This is a genomic window from Pollutimonas harenae, from assembly GCF_004153685.1.
GTDB classification, from domain to species: Bacteria; Pseudomonadota; Gammaproteobacteria; order Burkholderiales; family Burkholderiaceae_B; genus Pusillimonas_C; species Pusillimonas_C harenae.
In genome coordinates this window covers 719,550-737,962 of sequence record NZ_SDQD01000002.1, presented here as the reverse complement: position 1 = coordinate 737,962, position 18,413 = coordinate 719,550, and the positions used below count along the sequence as shown (strand labels likewise).

Below are 18,413 nucleotides of genomic sequence, written 5' to 3'. Positions count from 1 at the left end.
GTCGTCCAGCTGGACGACGTAAACGCAAGAAAAAGCACGCTGTAGCCGGTTCCACCTCAAGGCCCCTCTAACAGCAGAGCACGATGAAATGGCCAGCAAACAGACTCCAGCTTATGCCCCCAGATACGCCTTTCGCACCTCATCATTGAGCAGCAAATTCGCACCCGTATCTGCCAGCACCACCTTCCCGGTTTCGAGCACGTAGCCACGATCAGCCACTTGCAGCGCCTTGTTGGCATTTTGCTCAACCAGGAATACAGTCACGCCCTCTTCCCGGATCGTGCGAATAATGTCGAAAATCTGCGCAATGATCAAAGGTGCCAAACCCAGGGTAGGCTCATCCAGCAATAATAATTGCGGCTTGGTCATCAAGGCGCGGCCTATGGCCAGCATCTGCTGCTCACCACCCGACATCGTACCGGCGCGCTGATTCGCGCGCTCTTTTAGGCGAGGAAACAAAGTATATACGTGATTCAGACCGGCCTCGATTTCGTCACGCTTCAGGAAAAAGCCGCCCATCTTCAGGTTTTCGGCTACCGTCAGGTCAGGAAACACCCGGCGGCCTTCGGGCGAAATGGCAATGCCGCGCTGCATGATCGTGTGCGTGTCCTTCTGGGTGATATCTTCATCCAGGAAGGTCACTGTGCCACTGCTGGCGCGCGGCGAACCGCAAACCGTCATGAGCAGCGTTGTCTTGCCCGCGCCATTGGCGCCGATCAGGGTAACGATCTCGCCCTTGTTGACCTCGACCGAGACATCATTAAGCGCTTGAATGGCACCATAGTAGGTGTGTACGTTTTGGAGCTTAAGCACTTACTCTTCCCCCAGATAAGCTTTGATGACACGAGGGTCGGTACGAACATCCTCAGGCAACCCTGTGGTAATGGGTTTACCGTGTTCCATGACAAGAATGCGGTCAGAAACGCCCATGACCAGGCTCATATCGTGTTCGATTAGAAGAACAGCTACGCCGAACTCCTTGCGCAACAGATCTATCAATTGCTGCAGATCACGTTTTTCTTGTGGATTAAGGCCCGCAGCGGGCTCATCAAGCATCAGCAGACGTGGCTGGGTAATCATGCAACGCGCAATCTCAAGGCGACGCTGGTGACCGTAGGCCAGATTGCCTGCCTCCCGGTTGGCATATTCACGTATACCCATGAAGTCCAGCCATTCAGCGGCCCGCTTTTGCGCCTCTAGTTCAGAACGGCGAAAACTGGGTGTTTTCAGCAAACCCTGCACCAAGCCGGTTTCGATATGAGTATGCTGCGCCACCAGCAGATTCTCGAGTACGGTCAAGCTCTTGAACAAGCGGACGTTCTGGAAGGTACGGACCAGTCCATGCTGCGCGACCTTATGACTGGGCAAGCCTTGAATGGGCTTACCGTCCATGACAATGTTTCCGGTGGTCGGCTTGTAAAAACCGCCAACACAATTGAATACAGTGGTTTTGCCCGCGCCATTAGGGCCAATAATGGCAAAAACCTCATCAGACTTCACATTGAATTCAACGTGGTCGACTGCCAGCAGACCGCCAAACCTCATTGTCAGACCCGACACCTCAAGCAATACTTCGCTCATGCTTTCAACTCCACCTGCGGGCGCTTGACGGGCAGCAAGCCTTGAGGGCGCCACATCATCATCAACACCATGACCAAACCAAAGATCAACATCCGATACTCTGCGAACTCACGCGCAATCTCGGGCACCACGGTCAGTATGATGGCGGCCAGAATGACCCCCACCTGCGAGCCCATGCCACCCAACACAACAATAGCCAGAATCAGAGCCGACTCGATGAAAGTGAAAGACTCGGGATTGACCAGGCCCTGGCGAGCGGCAAAGAAAGCACCGCCAAAGCCGGCGAACATGGCCCCCATGGTAAAGGCAGACAGTTTGATGCGCGTAGGGTTCAGCCCCAGGGAGCGGCAGGCGATTTCATCCTCGCGCAAAGCCTCCCAGGCCCTGCCTATAGGCATGCGTATGACGCGGTTGGAAACGAACAAGGTGATCAGGGCCAGGCATAAGGCCATCAGGTAAAGATAAATGATGACGTCCTGGGTATCGTAATTCCAGCCAACCAGCTCATGGAAGGTCGTCACACCTTCGGGTGCGCGACGAGCCATGGGAAAGCCAAAAACAGTAGGCTTAGGAATGCCTGAGATGCCATCGGGACCACCTGTAAGGGTGTACAGATTGATCAGCATCAAGCGGATGATTTCGCCAAAACCCAGCGTGACAATGGCCAGATAGTCGCCGCGCAGGCGCAATACCGGAAAACCAAGCAGGAAGCCGAATAATGCCGACATGCCGCCGGCAAAAGGCAGGGCCTCCCAGAAGCCCCAGCCTGCCCAGTGATATAACAGGGCATAGGTATAAGCACCGACGGCATAAAACCCCACAAAGCCCAGATCCAGCAGCCCTGCAAAGCCCACCACAATATTCAGGCCCAGCCCCAGCATGACATAAATCAGTACCAGAGTGGCAATGTCGACTTGTGCACGACCTGTAGTAAATGGCCAGACCAGCGCAAGAGCGATCAGCAGGAAGATAAGCCCGCGCCGCATTGGTTCGGTGAGCACCGGCATACTGCGTTTTTTACCGGAAGATTTGAATACCCGGCCAAACACCGGCCGAATCATCTGGAAGATGAAAACAATGGCCATACCCGAAAGAATCATGTTCCACTCGGGCTTAAGATGTGTCTGCATGCCGCTACGGACAATCTGCAAACCGAAGACAGGCGCAATAATGACTCCAGCCATAACGGCTGCGATCAATGCGTTTTTGATGTTGTTACCCATTACACTTTTTCCACTTCAGGTTTGCCCAGCAGCCCTGTTGGGCGGAACAGCAAGATGAATACCAGCAGGCCAAACGCGACAATATCCTTGTACTGAGACGAGATGTAGGCAGCCGCGAACGTTTCGGCCAAGCCCAGCAGCACCCCACCCAGCATGGCCCCGGGGATACTGCCTATTCCGCCCAGGACGGCAGCGGTAAATGCCTTGATACCTACGATGAACCCAATAAACGGATTGAGCTTGCCGATCGCCAATGCAATCAGCACACCGCCCACGGCCGCCAGCATGGCACCGATAATGAAGGTAAAGGAAATAATGCGATTAGTGTCTATGCCCAGCAGATTCGCCATGCGCAAATCTTGTGAGCAAGCACGCGACGCGCGTCCGACACGGGAGTATTTAATGAAAAGCGACAGCGCGATCATCATGAGCACCGTCACGACAATAATCATGATGCGGGAATACGGTGCCGTAACCACAAAGTCTGAGCCCATCTGGAATTGGAACGAGCCTGTGACGAGTGCGGGCACGGCCATGTCGCGCGCGCCCTGGCCGATGGCCACCCAGTTCTGCAGGAAAATCGACATGCCGATGGCGGAAATAAGTGGCACCAGACGTGGTCCGCCGCGCAATGGCGCATAGGCAACCTTCTCAATGGCATAGCCATACACACCGGTAACCAGCACGGCAACAATGAGCATGATGAGAATAATAACTACCAGCGGCAGGCCACTGCCGACACCGATGGCAGAAAGGGTCACCAGACCGACATACGCCCCGATCATATAGATTTCGCCGTGGGCGAAGTTGATCATGCCAATAATGCCGTAGACCATGGTGTAGCCAATGGCAATCAGGGCATAAATGGCGCCAAGCGACAGGCCGTTGAACAGCTGTTGCGTAAGTTGGGGAAGAATCTCAGACATAAAACGGATATTTCCGGTACGTTAATCTGGAAGGTAGGCACAGACTAACCGGGAGAAGAAAAGAAGCTCCAGCCCGACCGGGCTGGAGCGGACTGCTTTGCAAATTAAAGCTTCAGCTGCTCAAGCTTGCCTTCTTTGTCCCATTTGTATACGGCAAACTCGAATTCCTTCAGGTCACCCTTGGCATCGTATTCCACTTTGCCGATGGCGGTATTGAAGGTGTTGCTGTGCATGTAATCAGCGACTTTTTCAGGGTCTTGGCCAACAGCATTGATACTATCGACCAGAATTTGCACGGCTGCATAGGCTGTCAGCGTGAACGCGCCGTCGGGGCTACGGTTGGCTTTTTTGAAGTTTTCCAGCACTTTTTCGTTACCAGGCAGCTTGGTGAAGTCGGCCGGCAGGGTAACCAGCAAACCTTCCACGGCGGGACCGGCAATGGCGACCAAGTCTTTATTGGCAACGCCTTCAGGACCCATGAACTGGGTTTGCAAACCTTGTTCACGCGCCTGGCGCAGCAACAGACCCAGCTCGGCATGGTAGCCACCGAAGTAGATCAGGTCAGGATCAAGCGACTTGAGCTTGGTGATGACCGCCGAGTAATCACTGTCGCCTACGTTGATACCTTCGAACAGGGCGACATTGACACCGTCTTTGGACAGATTATCGCGTACTTGCGTAGCTACACCCGAGCCATAGGTTTGCTTGTCGTGCAGGATGGCGACCGTTTTTGGCTTGAGGGTATTGATGATGTACTTGGCAGCAAAAGGACCTTGCTGGTCATCACGGCCAATGGTACGGAAGAAAAAGTGCGGCTTGATGGTATCGGTAACCAGCGGCGAAGTAGCCCCCGGGGTAATGGCAACAATACCTTCCTGTTCGTAGACGTTTACGGCAGGAACAGTAGTGCCCGAACACGCGTGCGCGACCGCAAACTTGGCGCCTTCATTGATGACCCGGTTGGCGGCAGGGACTGCTTGCTTGGGCTCGCAGCCATCGTCTATGAGCAAGGGTTCGAGCTTCATGCCCTTTACGCCGCCTGCTTCGTTGATGGCTTCGATAGCCGTCAGGGCACCAGCCTGGATCTGATCACCATATTGGGTGGCCGGGCCAGTCATAGGTTGGGGAATGCCGATTTTGATTGTGTCGGCCGCATAAACGCTGCCTGCCAGCGTCAGTGCGCCCAGCGTCATGACCAATGGTGATAATTTTCTAAGAACCTTCATGCCTGTGCTTCTCCGGGTTGAGCCCACCACTGACGAAATCATTGTGCGACATCGCATGGCTTGCTGCGGCGGGCCAGTTTTTATTAGCTTACGCCTAGTAACGGCTAGCGTATTCTGACGAGTAGCCCCTGGCATGTCACTACGGATAAGCCCTTAGAACTCACGATTTCATTGGGCAAATTCGCTCGACAACTCGGCCGCACGTGTATAGGCGGCCAGCATGGCCTGCTGCACGATATCCGGGAAGTTCTGGCTCTGCAAGACATCAAGGGCAGCGGCGGTGGTACCTCCTTTCGAGGTAACACGTTCACGCAGGATTTGCAGGCTTTCGTGCGACAGTGCAGCAAGCTGGGTGGCACCCGTCACAGTGGCCAAAGCAAGTGTGCGGGCCTGATCTTCGTCCAGACCCTGCTTGATACCCCCCTGTATAAGGGCCTCGATAAATAGAAAGACGTAGGCGGGACCACTTCCCGACAGCGCAGTCACGGCATCAATCTGAGCATCGGTATCAACCCAAGTGACCTCTCCGACTGCACGCATGCACTGCTGTACGACTGTTTTGTCGTCTTCGGATACACCCGGCAGCGCCAATAACCCACTGGCGCCGGCTCCAATCAATGCAGGAGTATTGGGCATACAGCGTACGATCCGGGTAAATGGCTTGTCATCGCTCCCCAGCCAGCTCGAAAGCGTTTCGGCCGAAATGCCCGCAGCAATACTTACTACCAACGTATCCTCTTGCAGGAACGGCCGGCACTGCATGACGGCCTCTTTCAGATATTGCGGCTTGACAGCCAGGATCCAGAGGCGGCGCCTGGCCAGCATGTCGTCGGGGGCCTGCGATACCGTCGTGCCTTGCACAGCCCAGCGGTCCAGGACTGCCTGATTGATATCAATGACATGCACGTCGTGGGCACCGCAGCGCTTTCCAATCAGGCCTGCTGCCAGAGCGGAGGCCATATTGCCGCCACCAATAAAGGCGATAGTGAGTTCTTGGTTCATAGTGACAATATTGTAGCGCCAGGAATTTCACATTGACGAAAGACTACGCTTCTCGTTACAGTCACGCCAGCGTCATAAACGTGAAATAAACTCTGTCCCGCGCCGGGTCCATCATACGCGGCATCACAGACAACACAGGAGAACAACTCATGCGAGTCAAGCTTTTTGCATTATCTCTGGCCGGCGTGATTGCCAGCATAGGCACGGCTCACGCCGCCACCGATATCAACTTCTGGCACTCTATGCAGGGAGCCCTGGGTGAGCGTGTCAATGCACTGGTTGATGATTTCAATAAAAGCCAGTCTGATTATGTCGTACATGCCGTCTACAAGGGTACATATGGCGAATCCATGAATGCAGGCATTGCCGCCTTTCGTGGTGGCCAGGCCCCCGATATTCTGCAGGTTTTCGAGGTAGGCACTGCCACCATGATGTATGCCAAGGGTGCCATCAAGCCAGTGCAGGAAATGTCGGAAGAATCCGGCAGCCCCATCAACCCCGATGACTTCCTGGGCGCTGTGGCCAGCTACTACTCGTCGGCCGACGGAAAACTGGTATCCATGCCATTCAACAGCTCGACGCCTGTTTTCTACTACAACAAAGATGCTTTCAAGAAAGCCGGCCTTGACGCTGAAAATCCACCCAAGACATGGAAGGAAGTAGCCGAAGCCGGTAAGAAACTGCGCGAGGCTGGCATGGAATGTGGCTACACCACTTCCTGGCCCTCCTGGATTCAGTTGGAAACCTTCGGTGCCTGGCATAACACGCCTTATGCAACGCAAGACAATGGTTTTGGTGGCCTGGATGCACGCCTGGCCATCGATAAGCCTTTGTTTGTGCGCCATATCAGCTTCCTCGCCGATATGTCCAAGGCAGGCACATTCACCTACGGTGGCCGCGGCGATGCATCGAACGCGCTGTTCACGTCGGGTAAATGCGGCATGTTCACCGGTTCCAGCGGCAATCGCGCCAACATCATCAAAACCGGCAAGTTCGAATTCGGCACATCTTCGCTGCCTTACTATGACGACGTCGATGGCGCACCACAGAACTCGATTATCGGCGGTGCATCACTGTGGGTATTTGCCAAGAAAAGCCCCGAAGTCTATAAAGGCGTGACTCAATTCTTCAAGTTCATTTCCAGCCCCGAGCAGGCAGCCCAATGGCATCAGGGCACTGGCTATGTTCCCGTTACCAAGGCCGGCTTCGAACTCACCAAGAAATCCGGTTTCTATGAAAAAAACCCGGGTTCCGATGTGGCCGTCAAGCAGCTTGACGCCACCACCACCGAGAACTCGCGCGGCATACGTCTGGGCTACCTGCCTCAAATCCGTGACATCGAAGATGGCGTCATGGAAGAGATCTTCGCGGGCAAGGTGACCCCCGAAGCAGGCTTGCAAGATATGGTCAAGCGGGGCAATGAACTGCTGAGCCGTTTCGAAAAAAGCGTAAAGTAAGTCTTCCTGGCTTAAAATCGCTGCCGTAAGAGGGCTGCCTGGCATCTCTTACGGCATTTTCTATTCACCTGCCAAGCCCGTCTGTGCCAGCGCCAGGCCGCTTGCTTGTGTTTTAATCCCGGTCAGCATTTACTCACATCCGTTCCCACATGGAAAAACGCGTAACTTTCAGCCACAAGACGCTCCCCTACCTGCTGCTCGCGCCGCAGTTGGCGATTACCGTTATTTTTTTCTTTCTGCCCGCCGGCCAGGCCATGTGGCAATCGTTCCGGCTCGAAGATCCCTTTGGCCTGTCATCCCAGTTTGTCGGGCTGTCCAATTTCGTTGCACTGTTCGATGACGCCGATTATGTCTACTCATTCAAGGTTACTGCCGTTTTTTCCGTACTGGTGGCAGTCCTGGGGCTGTCTATCTCCCTGCTACTGGCAGTCATGGCCAATCGGGTGGTTCACAAGGCAGCCGGAATCTATAAGACCTTGCTGATCTGGCCCTATGCCGTGGCTACCGCCGTGGCAGGTGTGTTGTGGTTGTTTCTATTTTCCCCTTCGGTAGGGATACTGGCCGTGTTTCTGGCTGACAACGGCATTGCATGGAATCCAAGACTGGATGGCAACGACGCCATGATTCTGGTTGTACTGGCTTCTGTCTGGAAGCAAATCTCCTACAACTTCCTGTTCTTCCTGGCAGGCTTGCAATCCATTCCCCGTTCGCTCATCGAAGCGGCCGCCATCGATGGCGCCAGCCCGGCACGCCGATTCTGGACTATTGTCTTTCCCTTGCTGTCGCCTACGACCTTCTTTCTGCTGGTCATCAACGTCATTTACGCCTTCTTCGACACGTTCGCCATCATCGACATCATGACGCAGGGCGGACCGGGATCCAGTACCTCAATTCTTGTCTACAAGGTCTACAACACTGGTTTCAAGGGACTGGACATTGGCTCTTCCGCAGCGCAATCGGTCATTCTCATGCTGATCGTCATCTTGCTGACGGTTGTGCAGTTCCGCTTCATAGATCGCAAGGTCAATTACTAATGTCCGGCCAAAGCCTCTCTTTGTTTTATCGTCAAGGCCATCATGATTGAACGCCGCCCTATTCTGGATATCATTACTCATCTGATCCTGATCGTTGGGGTGGCGATTATCGCCTTCCCGCTCTATGTCACCTTGATCGCCTCAACGCAAACCGCCCAAGAGGTGGCGCAAGCCCCGATGTCGCTTTTGCCGGGCAATCAGTTTATTGAAAACTTCCGCACCGTCCTGGCAGGCGAAGCGGCCAATACCCCCCCCGTTGCGCGCATGATGTGGGTCAGCACCGTCATGGCGCTGGCCATTACCATAGGCAAGATCGTCATTTCGATGCTGTCGGCCTTCGCCGTGGTGTATTTCCGCTTCCGCTTCCGCATGTTCTTTTTCTGGATGATCTTCGTCACACTGATGCTTCCAGTCGAAGTGCGCATTTCACCCACTTACAAGGTGGTGGCCGATCTGGGTATGCTGAATAGCTATGCCGGACTGACACTACCCCTCATTGCCTCGGCCACGGCAACTTTCCTGTTCCGTCAGTTTTTTCTGACCGTACCCGATGAGTTGATCGAAGCCGCCCGCATAGACGGTGCCGGCCCCATGAGGTTCTTCTGGGACGTACTCCTGCCCTTGTCCCGCACGAGTATTGCCGCACTGTTTGTCATTCAGTTCATCTACGGCTGGAATCAATACCTGTGGCCACTCATTATCACGACCCAAGAAGACATGTATCCCGTCGTTATCGGCATTAAGCGCATGATAGCTGGCGGTGATAGCGTCACGGAATGGAATCTGGTCATGGCGACTGCCTTGCTGGCCATGATTCCACCAGTCGCCGTGGTCATCTTCATGCAGAAATGGTTTGTCAAAGGTTTGGTCGATGCCGAAAAGTAAATACATTGTCAATAGCGAAAACCGTCATCAATACCGATTTTGGACGTACACATGGCTACTTTAAGTTTTAACAAAGTCACCAAAACCTATCCCGGCGATATCGCCGTCATACATGGCATAGACATGGAAGTGGCCGACGGTGAATTCATCGTCATCGTCGGACCCTCCGGTTGTGGAAAATCCACCCTGATGCGCATGGTTGCGGGCCTGGAAGGCATTACTGGCGGCGAAATCAGCATAGATGGCAAGGTCGTGAACAAGCTCGAACCCGCAGAGCGGGATATTGCCATGGTGTTCCAGAACTATGCGCTATATCCGCATATGACGGTCTTCGAGAACATGGCGTATGGCCTGAAGATCCGCAAGCTCAGCAAGACCGAGATACAGAGCCGCGTCGAAGGGGCCGCCCATATCCTCGAACTATCCCATCTGCTGACTCGTCGTCCGCGTCAGCTATCGGGAGGGCAGCGCCAGCGAGTGGCCATGGGCCGTGCCATCGTCCGCGATCCCAAAGTCTTTCTGTTTGACGAGCCTCTGTCGAATCTGGATGCCAAGCTTCGGGTACAAATGCGCCTGGAAATTCAAAAGCTGCACCACCGGCTCAAAACCACCAGTCTGTATGTTACCCATGACCAGGTTGAAGCAATGACGCTCGCACAGCGGATGGTGGTCATGAACAAAGGAATTCCGGAACAAATAGGAACACCGTCCCAGGTTTTCGACAAACCCGCCTCCACCTTTGTGGCCAGCTTCATCGGGTCGCCGCCCATGAACCTGATACCCGTTTACATCAACGATCAGCGCCAGGCACAAGATGAAGATGCTGCGCCCTTGCAGATCGACCCCGCTGCCGTACCGGCCTCGCTGGCCAACCGCAAAGCCATTATGGGGATCCGGCCCGAACACATGCATCTGCATGCAAGCGGCATACAAATGAATGTGGAAATGGTCGAAATACTAGGCTCAGAACAGCTGATCCATGGCCGCCGTGGTGACACCGCCATCATTCTTCGCTGCCCGGTTGGCCTGACCAAAGACTACCCTCTACAGATCGGTGAAGCTGTCCAGGTAGGGAGCGACGGCGTGCACCCGCTACACTGGTTTGACCCGGATACGGGAAAACGTATCGAAGACTGATCATAAAAAATACCGGCTGATGAAGCCGGTATTTTTTATGTAGCCACCCTTGCTGCGGCTCAAGCTGCAGCAAGGGTGGAAAGCAGATTATTGGTATACGGTTTTGGAGCCGTCTTTGTGCCAGTTGAAGATATCAAATTTGAAATCATTCAGGTCACCCTGCTTGTTCCAGGAAATTTCACCAATAGGGGTGGATACTTTATTGGCGTGCAGCCATTCGGCCACTTTTATTGGATCGTCGGCGCCGACACCCTTGATGCCTTCAGTGATGGCAACAGTTGCTGAATAGGCTGTCAGCTGAAACGCCCCGCTAGGGTTGCGCTTTTTGTCGGTAAAGGCCTTGACGATGGCCGCATTGGACGGATCCTGGGTGAAATCGGCGGGCAAGGTAACCAACAGCCCTTCTACTGCCGCACCCGCAATGGCATTGATATCTGGGTTACCTACGCCTTCTGGGCCCATGAACTTAACCTTCAGCCCCTGCTCAGCCCCCTGACGCAGCAACAAACCCATTTCGGGGTGGTAACCGCCGTAATACACGAAATCGGCATCGGAGCTCTTGAGCTTGGTAATGACGGCGGAATAATCACTGTCACCCGCGTTGATCCCTTCGAACAACACGACCTTTACGCCACCTTTTTCGAGCTCACTCTTGACCGAACTGGCAATGCCCTGGCCATACGATTGCTTGTCGTGCAGGATGGCAACGGCTTTGGGCTTGATTTTCTCTATGATGAACTTGGCGGCCGCAGGGCCTTGCTGATCGTCGCGCCCGATAGTGCGGAAAATCATGTCGTAGTTCTTGTCATCGGTGACGGCCGGTGAAGTGGCCGAGGGAGTGACCATGACGACGCCTTCGTTGTTGTAGATATCGGTGGCGGCAATCGTGGCACCAGAGCATACATGCCCGACGACATAATGGATTTCGTCATTGACCACCCGGTTGGCGACGACGGGACCCTGCTTGGGCTCGCAACCGTCGTCGATGGTAACCGCTTCGATCTGTTTGCCCAATACGCCACCGGCGGCGTTGATTTGTTCAACTGCGGTATCGACGCCCTCTTTGACCATAGTGCCGTATTGAGTAAGCGCGCCGGTGAATGGCCCTGCCACGGCAATTTTGATGGTGTCGGCAGCCAAGGCGCCGCTCGAGACGAATAGGCCCGCAGCCAGACTGATGGCACCCGCAATGGGAGTAAAACGAATTTTCATATAGCCTCCTGAAAGTACGCAGGAAAGCATACACCGAAAGACTCGGAAGCGCTGTCGTCTGGCTTCAGGGTTTTCGCTATGCTGAAAACTAAAAACGCTCCGTGGGCGCCAGCGCCGAGGAGCGTGAGTGCTGCTTGCAGCGCGTATTGCGCTATGACCTACTGCAGCAGACTGCGCAGCATCCAGGCGTTCTTTTCGTGGATATCCAGACGCTGGGTAAGCAAGTCGACAGTCGGCTGGTCGTCGACGGCATCAGCCTTCTTGAGGGCGGTACGCGCTGTCTTTGCGACGGATTCATTGCCCTTCACCAATAGCTGAATCATTGTTTCTGCATCGGGCACCGAGGTGGTTTCGGAGATGGACGAAAGCTTGGCGTATTCGGCGTAAGTGCCGGGCGCAAAATGCCCCAGCGCCCTGATACGCTCGGCGATGCTATCCAGTGCCTGCCACGCTTCGGTGTATTGCGTCATGAACATGAGATGCAGTGTGTTGAACAGCGGCCCGGTGACGTTCCAGTGGAAATTGTGCGTCATTAAATACAAGGTATACGAGTCGGCCAACATTTTGGACAACTCGAGTGAGACCGTAGCACGATCCTTGCTGGAAATACCGATGTCTATAGGTAGACCTTTATCGCTCATTTTTTCAACTTTGCTGTTGTCCAGTTTTTTCGCTCTTGCCATGAATACCTCCGAAAAAGCATAAGTGATATGAGTGAGATCAGAATAACATGCCACCATGATATTTGTGCTCGAGCAGACATATCCCCTTACACGAGCTCCCCAACCGGCATCGGGTCCAGATAATTGACGCCATCCAGGTGGCAGACCCGAACAGCTTCGATCAGAGCCTCTATGGCAGCCGGGCGCGGGAAGCTTTTACGCCAGGCCAGCACCACGCGCCGATCGGGCACCGGCTTTTTGAACGGTATGAAGCTCAGTAAGTCATTCTGCACGCCGGGCAAAGACAAGGAGCTGGACGGCAGCACTGTCACGCCTATGCCCGCAGCTACCATATGGCGTATGGTTTCCAGCGATGAACCTTCAAAGCTGCGCTGAATGCCTTCGCTAGCCGCTGAGAATCGCGAGAGTTCGGGACACACCTCAAGGACCTGGTCACGGAAACAATGGCCCGAACCCAGCAGCAGCATGGTTTCATCCTTCAGTTCGGATGAGGCGATTTCTTTGCGGCCGGCCCAAGGGTGATGCCTGGGCACCGCCACCAGAAATGGCTCGTCGTACAAAGGATGGATGGCCAGACCAGTGTCCGGCAGCGGCAAAGCCACAATGGCGCAATCGATTTCGCCCTGACGCAGCAACTCGAGCAGGCGCGTCGTATAGTTTTCCTGCAGCAACAACGGCATTTGGGGAGTAGCCGAGATTTGCGTGGGTACCAGCTTGGGCAGCAAGTAAGGCCCTATGGTGTAGATAATACCCACTCTCAAGGGCCCTGCAAGCGGGTCATGCCCCTGGCGTGCAATTTCCCGCAGATTGGCTCCTTCTTCCAGCACGCGCTGGGCCTGTGCCACAACACGCAAACCTATGGGTGTAATACCTACTTCAGTTCCTCCTCGCTCGAACAACACCACGCCCAATTCGTCTTCAAGCTTGCGTATCGCAACCGATAAAGTAGGCTGACTGACAAAGCAGGCTTCGGCGGCACGGCCAAAATGCCTTTCGCGCGCAACGGCGACAATATATTTCAATTCAGTCAAAGTCATGGTGTGTCTCGCAAATTAAATGTAGTAAATCACTGATCTTGGCGCTTACTCGGCCCAGCTTCCCGGGCATGACTACGCTAACTGCGCAGGAAATCTTGCTTGTTGCGCATCCAGCGGCGCAAATGCGACTGGGCGTGCCCGGGATAGTGATCGCGCAGTTCAACAACGGCCTCACGGGCCTGTTCGGCAATACGGATATCAGTGTCTATGCTGGCAAAGCGCAACAGCTCCTGACCTGATTGCCGCACGCCCAGGAATTCTCCGGGCCCGCGCAGCTCAAGGTCGCGTCGGGCAATGTCGAAGCCATCGGCGGTTTCATACATCGCCCGCAAGCGCTGGCGCGCAATCATCGACAAAGGCGTTTGATACATCAATACGCAGATGGACTGGAGACTGCCCCGCCCCACCCGTCCTCGCAATTGATGCAGCTGCGCCAGTCCGAAACGTTCGGCGTGCTCGATAATCATGAGCGACGCATTCGGCACGTCGACGCCCACCTCTATCACGGTGGTCGCCACTAGCAAATCTATGCTGCCGGCTCGAAAATCATGCATGACGGCCTGCTTCTCGGCGGTGGCCAACTTACCGTGTATCAAGCCGACCCGCATATCGGGTAATGCCTGCACCAGCCGGGCGTGCGTATCGACTGCCGTCTGCAGCTGCAAGGCTTCGCTTTCCTCGACCAGGGGGCACACCCAATAAGCCTGCCGTCCCTCACGCACCTCGGTCATGACGCTGCCCAGCACTTCGTCGCGCCGGCTGTCGGCAATCAGCTTGGTCAGGACGGGACTGCGTCCTGGCGGGAGTTCGTCGATCGCCGAAACATCCAGATCGGCAAAGAAAGTCATCGCCAGGGTTCTGGGTATGGGAGTGGCACTCATGTTCAGCTGATGGGGTATCAATGCTTCGTGGCCCAATGAATCTTCGCCCTTGCGGCTGAGCTCCAGACGCTGCCCCACGCCAAAGCGATGTTGCTCGTCCAGGATAATCAGCCCCAGCTTGGCGAATATGACTTTCTCCTGGATGAGTGCGGTGGTACCCACCACCAATTGCGCCTGACCCGACGCGACGGCATCAAATGCCGCTTTGCGCTGCTTGCCAGTAAGACTGCCAGCCAGCCAGGCCAAATGCACGCCCAAAGGTTCCAGCCAGGCACTCAATTTATGGAAATGCTGCTCAGCCAGAATTTCGGTGGGCGCCATGATGGCTACTTGGCAACCGCTGGCGATGGCCTGAACAGCCGCAAAGGCGGCGACTATGGTCTTTCCACTACCTACATCACCCTGCAGCAGACGGTGCATGGGGAAAGTACGCCGAAGATCCTGGGAAATTTCGGCTATGACCCGTGCTTGTGCGCCCGTCAGTTCAAAAGGCAGGCTTGCTTGCAATTGCTGCGGTAACACGGCCTGCACGGCGGTCAGCGCCGGAGCCCGCTGCCGGCGTCGCGCCGCACGGGCAGCCGCCAGCGACAATTGCTGAGCCAGCAGTTCGTCGAACTTGATACGCACCCAGGCCGGATGCTCGCGTTCAATCAGGTCAGCATACGAGACATTGGCCGGAGGATGATGCAAGACTCGTATGGCATCTGCAAAAGAAATCAGGTTGTAGCGCTGGCACAGCTCGGCGGGCAGACTGTCGGACAGATCGGCCGTATCGAGCGCCGCATCGATCGCCTTGCGCAAGCTCGCTTGCGACAAGCCATCGGTAGCCGGATAGACCGGAGTCAAAGCCTGGGGCAAAGGCGTACCTGCTGCGGAGACCTTGGGATGCACCATTTCGTAACCGCCAAATCCATGGCGAACTTCGCCTCTAACGCGAATGCGCTTGCCGGCCTCCACCTGCTTTTGCTGGTTGGGATAAAAATGGAGCCAGCGCAGGGCCAGCTGTCCGGTGTCATCCTGAATGATGGCATGCAGTTGCCGGCGCGGCCGAAACTGCACCTCGCTGCGAATGACATCACCTTCTATCTGTGCAGATGCACCGGGTTGCACAGATGCTATGGGCACTACCCGGGTTTCGTCCTCATAGCGCAAAGGCAAATGCACCACAAAGTCGGATGGCTGGTGCAGGCCCAGGTGCCGCAACTTGCGTTCAACCAGCGAACTGCCGGAACCTGCCGCCTGCGTTGCAGCGGCGGACTTCCGGGAACGTCGGCCAGGCGCCTTGAGAGCAGCCACCAAAATAGCCTGATTAAACGACGATAATCGCTTCGACTTCGAACTGTGCGCCTTTGGGCAGACTGGCTACGCCTATCGTGGAACGCGCTGGAAAAGGCTGTGGAATGATGTCGGCCATGATGGCATTGGCACTGGCAAATTTGCTCAGGTCAGTCAGAAAAAGCGTCAACTTGACGATATTTTCGAGTTTGCCGCCCGCAGCTTCGATCACCGCCTGCATGTTGGCAAACGACTGCCTTACCTGGCCTTCAAAATTTTCAGAGACCAACTCCCCGGTGCCGGGTTCCAGACCAATCTGGCCGGACAAATACACGGTTTTGCCAGGGCCCGCCATAACCGCTTGTGAATAAGGACCTACGGCTGCAGGAGCTGCATCAGTGTGGATAATTTGCTTAGTCATGATAAGTCTCAGTTAAGTCGTTAAAACAACTATTGGAGTTTAATCATCTATAGCTAAAATTAAAAGCCCCTACTCGCTGTCTGGCACAATAAATCAGTTGCCGGCGTTATGTTTGCCTGGTTGGGCTTGGTCAAACACAACGCCAAGCTCGGCTTTTCTAATTTGTTGTTGGCGAAATTTTGATTTATTTTTCGACGAAAGCACGCTCAATGACATAATCGCCGGGCTGGCCCACACCCGAAGACACAACAAAGCCGCGCTTATCGAGCATGGCGCTTATGTCGGCCAGCATATGGGGGCTGCCGCAAAGCATGGCGCGATCGACTTCGGGGTTCAATGGAGGCAAGCCTATATCGTCAAACAGTTGTCCTGTTTCGACGACATGAGTAATCCGGCCCTGATGAACAAAAGGCTCGCGCGTGACCGTGGGATAGTAAATAAGCTTGTCGCGCACGAACTCGCCAAAATATTCGTTATTGGGCAGTTCGTTCTGAATATAGTCGGAATAAGCCAGCTCGCTCTTGAAGCGTACGCCGTGCAACAGAACGACTTTATCAAAGCGTTCATAGACATCCGGGTCTTTGATAATGCTCATGAATGGCGCCAGGCCGGTTCCGGTGGCAAACAAGTACAAATGCTTGCCTGGCTTCAAATCGTCGACCACCAGGGTGCCGACCGGCTTTTTGCTGACTAACACCGAGTCACCTTGCTTCAGGTGCTGCAGACGTGAAGTCAGAGGGCCATCCTGGACCTTGATGCTCAGAAATTCGAGATTTTCCTCGTAGTTGGCGCTGGCAATGCTGTATGCACGCATCAGGGGTTTGCCATTTACCTCCAGCCCCAGCATCACAAAGTGGCCATTGTGAAAACGCAAGGCGGGGTCGCGCGTAGTAGTAAAGGAAAACAGCGTGTCGTTCCAGTGATGAACGTTAAGAACCTGCTCTGTATTAAAAGCTGCCATGTGTCTGATAAAAGATAATTGCCTGTGATGGATGGTGAAATAGCATGGCTCATGCCGGCATGCACAGGCTGGAAAGACTGGATTTTAGCCTACCCGGCCTACCTGTCGTCTAACGCCGCAAACGCCAAAGGGGTATTAGGGATAATACGACGTGAGTCCTCAAACGCAAATGCGGGCAGGCAACTATCAGAGGCTTGTTTAACATAGATCAAAAATCTCGGTGGCCTGCCCAGCATATCCTAATGCCGTTTGCTGTAATTCAGCCAAGATTCAGTATTGTAATGTTTCTAGTTGTCTGCTATCTTTCCATCTCTACTTGAGACTCATTTTCATTTCGGTACAGATCACTGCATTCGCAGTTTTATATTTTCCTTACTTACTTTCACCTACCTGCCCGGAGAATTCCATGCGTGCGCATAAAACGCTGCTCCCCTTTTTATTTAAAACTGCCGCACTAGCGGGTATCGCCGCCATGACGACCTTATCGACTGCCGCACTGGCCGCCGACGATGTCAGCCTGTACACAACGCGCGAGCCCAAGCTTATACAACCTCTGCTTGACGCGTTCACCAAAGACACAGGCATCACGGTCAACACTGTTTTTGTTAAAGACGGCTTGATTGAACGTGTGAAGGCGGAAGGCGATAAATCGCCCGCCGACGTGCTCATGACGGTCGATATCGGCAATTTGCTCGATCTGGTCGAAGCCGACGTCACCCAGCCTATCGAATCCAAGGTATTGAATGAAACCATTCCCGCTAATCTGCGCGGCCCGGAGTGGTACTCCTTGTCGCTACGTGATCGTGTAGCCTACGTGGCAAAGGACCTGGATGTCAGCGCGATTACCTACGAAGCGCTTGCCGATCCAAAATGGAAAGGAAAAGTCTGCATCCGTTCCGGCCAGCATCCGTACAACACCGCCCTGATCGCAGCCATGATCGCCCATAACGGCGCAGAGGCCACCGAGAACTGGTTGCGCAACGTCAAGAACAATCTTGGTCGCAAGGCCGCCGGCGGTGATCGCGACGTTGCTCGCGACATTCTGGGTGGTATTTGCGATATCGGCATTGCCAACGCCTATTATGTAGGCCGCATGAAAAACGCAGAACCCGGCACTGACAACCGTAAATGGGGTGATGCCATCAAAGTGGTGCGTCCAACCTTTGCCAGCGCAGACAGCAAAGGCACGCACGTCAATATTTCGGGCGCAGCTGTTGCCAAGTATGCTCCCAACAAAGAGAATGCGGTCAAGCTGCTTGAGTATCTGGTTTCCGAAAAAGCACAAGGCCTGTATGCTAATGCCAACTATGAATACCCTATCAGGGAAGGCGTGAAACTGGATCCCGTTATAGCCAGCTTTGGCCCGCTGGTGGTCGATCCGCTACCCCTGACTGAAATTGCCAAGCATCGCAAGCAAGCCAGCGAGTTAGTGGACAAGGTCGGCTTCAACAACTAAGCAAACACCTACACTC

General features: G+C 54.5%; 17 protein-coding genes. 5 read left to right on the top strand and 12 right to left on the bottom strand.

What is annotated here, in order from left to right; all coding sequences use genetic code 11:
- Window positions 1–111 precede the first annotated feature (111 nt).
- The 6 genes from ERD84_RS10280 to proC form a co-directional block, all read right to left on the bottom strand.
- A complete protein-coding gene (locus ERD84_RS10280; protein ID WP_130039518.1) occupies window positions 112–813 on the bottom strand; it encodes an ABC transporter ATP-binding protein in 702 nt (233 codons plus the stop codon).
- Complete coding sequence (gene livG / locus ERD84_RS10275) at window positions 814–1,581, bottom strand: high-affinity branched-chain amino acid ABC transporter ATP-binding protein LivG (protein ID WP_130039517.1); 768 nt, start codon at window positions 1,579–1,581, stop codon at window positions 814–816.
- Window positions 1,578–2,804 carry a high-affinity branched-chain amino acid ABC transporter permease LivM gene (locus tag ERD84_RS10270; protein WP_130039516.1) on the bottom strand — a complete coding sequence of 409 codons (1,227 nt, stop codon included), beginning with the start codon at window positions 2,802–2,804 and terminating at the stop codon, window positions 1,578–1,580. Before ERD84_RS10270 ends, livG begins: the two co-directional genes overlap by 4 nt.
- Window positions 2,804–3,730, bottom strand: coding sequence for a high-affinity branched-chain amino acid ABC transporter permease LivH (gene livH / locus ERD84_RS10265; RefSeq protein ID WP_130039515.1), 927 nt, complete (start codon window positions 3,728–3,730; stop codon window positions 2,804–2,806). Before livH ends, ERD84_RS10270 begins: the two co-directional genes overlap by 1 nt.
- 104 nt (window positions 3,731–3,834) lie before the next feature.
- Entirely contained in the window at window positions 3,835–4,956 is a 1,122-nt protein-coding gene (locus ERD84_RS10260) for a high-affinity branched-chain amino acid ABC transporter substrate-binding protein (RefSeq protein WP_130039514.1), read from the bottom strand.
- 168 nt (window positions 4,957–5,124) lie between these two features.
- Window positions 5,125–5,958, bottom strand: coding sequence for a pyrroline-5-carboxylate reductase (proC, locus tag ERD84_RS10255; protein WP_130039513.1), 834 nt, complete (start codon window positions 5,956–5,958; stop codon window positions 5,125–5,127).
- A 149-nt stretch (window positions 5,959–6,107) separates the two neighbouring features.
- On the opposite strand from proC, the gene ugpB reads away from it, so the two are divergent.
- The 4 genes from ugpB (at window position 6,108) to ERD84_RS10235 (ending at window position 10,471) form a co-directional block, all read left to right on the top strand.
- Window positions 6,108–7,415: a sn-glycerol-3-phosphate ABC transporter substrate-binding protein UgpB gene (gene ugpB / locus ERD84_RS10250; RefSeq protein WP_130039512.1), complete on the top strand. Its 1,308-nt coding sequence runs from the start codon at window positions 6,108–6,110 to the stop codon at window positions 7,413–7,415.
- A gap of 149 nt (window positions 7,416–7,564) precedes the next feature.
- Window positions 7,565–8,449: a sn-glycerol-3-phosphate ABC transporter permease UgpA gene (gene ugpA / locus ERD84_RS10245; RefSeq protein WP_130039511.1), complete on the top strand. Its 885-nt coding sequence runs from the start codon at window positions 7,565–7,567 to the stop codon at window positions 8,447–8,449.
- Window positions 8,450–8,491: 42 nt separating this feature from the next.
- Window positions 8,492–9,334 (top strand): sn-glycerol-3-phosphate ABC transporter permease UgpE, encoded by an 843-nt coding sequence (gene ugpE / locus ERD84_RS10240; protein WP_130039510.1) that lies wholly within the window; start codon window positions 8,492–8,494, stop codon window positions 9,332–9,334.
- Between the two features lie 51 nt (window positions 9,335–9,385).
- Complete coding sequence (locus tag ERD84_RS10235; protein WP_130039509.1) at window positions 9,386–10,471, top strand: sn-glycerol-3-phosphate import ATP-binding protein UgpC; 1,086 nt, start codon at window positions 9,386–9,388, stop codon at window positions 10,469–10,471.
- A gap of 87 nt (window positions 10,472–10,558) precedes the next feature.
- Here ERD84_RS10235 and ERD84_RS10230 read toward each other — a convergent pair whose 3' ends face one another.
- The 6 genes from ERD84_RS10230 to ERD84_RS10205 all read right to left on the bottom strand — a co-directional run bounded on the left by ERD84_RS10230 (window position 10,559) and on the right by ERD84_RS10205 (window position 16,941).
- Window positions 10,559–11,683 (bottom strand): branched-chain amino acid ABC transporter substrate-binding protein, encoded by a 1,125-nt coding sequence (locus ERD84_RS10230; RefSeq protein WP_130039508.1) that lies wholly within the window; start codon window positions 11,681–11,683, stop codon window positions 10,559–10,561.
- A 158-nt stretch (window positions 11,684–11,841) separates the two neighbouring features.
- Window positions 11,842–12,324 (bottom strand): Dps family protein, encoded by a 483-nt coding sequence (locus ERD84_RS10225; RefSeq protein WP_130040028.1) that lies wholly within the window; start codon window positions 12,322–12,324, stop codon window positions 11,842–11,844.
- Window positions 12,325–12,452: 128 nt separating this feature from the next.
- On the bottom strand, window positions 12,453–13,403 hold the full coding sequence (locus ERD84_RS10220; RefSeq protein ID WP_130039507.1) for a LysR substrate-binding domain-containing protein: 951 nt from the start codon (window positions 13,401–13,403) through the stop codon (window positions 12,453–12,455).
- A 77-nt stretch (window positions 13,404–13,480) separates the two neighbouring features.
- Entirely contained in the window at window positions 13,481–15,580 is a 2,100-nt protein-coding gene (recG, locus tag ERD84_RS10215) for an ATP-dependent DNA helicase RecG (protein WP_130039506.1), read from the bottom strand.
- 13 nt (window positions 15,581–15,593) lie between these two features.
- Window positions 15,594–15,980 carry a Rid family detoxifying hydrolase gene (locus ERD84_RS10210; protein WP_130039505.1) on the bottom strand — a complete coding sequence of 129 codons (387 nt, stop codon included), beginning with the start codon at window positions 15,978–15,980 and terminating at the stop codon, window positions 15,594–15,596.
- A gap of 184 nt (window positions 15,981–16,164) precedes the next feature.
- Entirely contained in the window at window positions 16,165–16,941 is a 777-nt protein-coding gene (locus ERD84_RS10205) for a ferredoxin--NADP reductase (RefSeq protein ID WP_130039504.1), read from the bottom strand.
- Between the two features lie 406 nt (window positions 16,942–17,347).
- Between ERD84_RS10205 and ERD84_RS10200 the strand changes: the two genes are divergently transcribed.
- Window positions 17,348–18,397: a Fe(3+) ABC transporter substrate-binding protein gene (locus ERD84_RS10200; protein ID WP_130039503.1), complete on the top strand. Its 1,050-nt coding sequence runs from the start codon at window positions 17,348–17,350 to the stop codon at window positions 18,395–18,397.
- Window positions 18,398–18,413 lie beyond the last annotated feature (16 nt).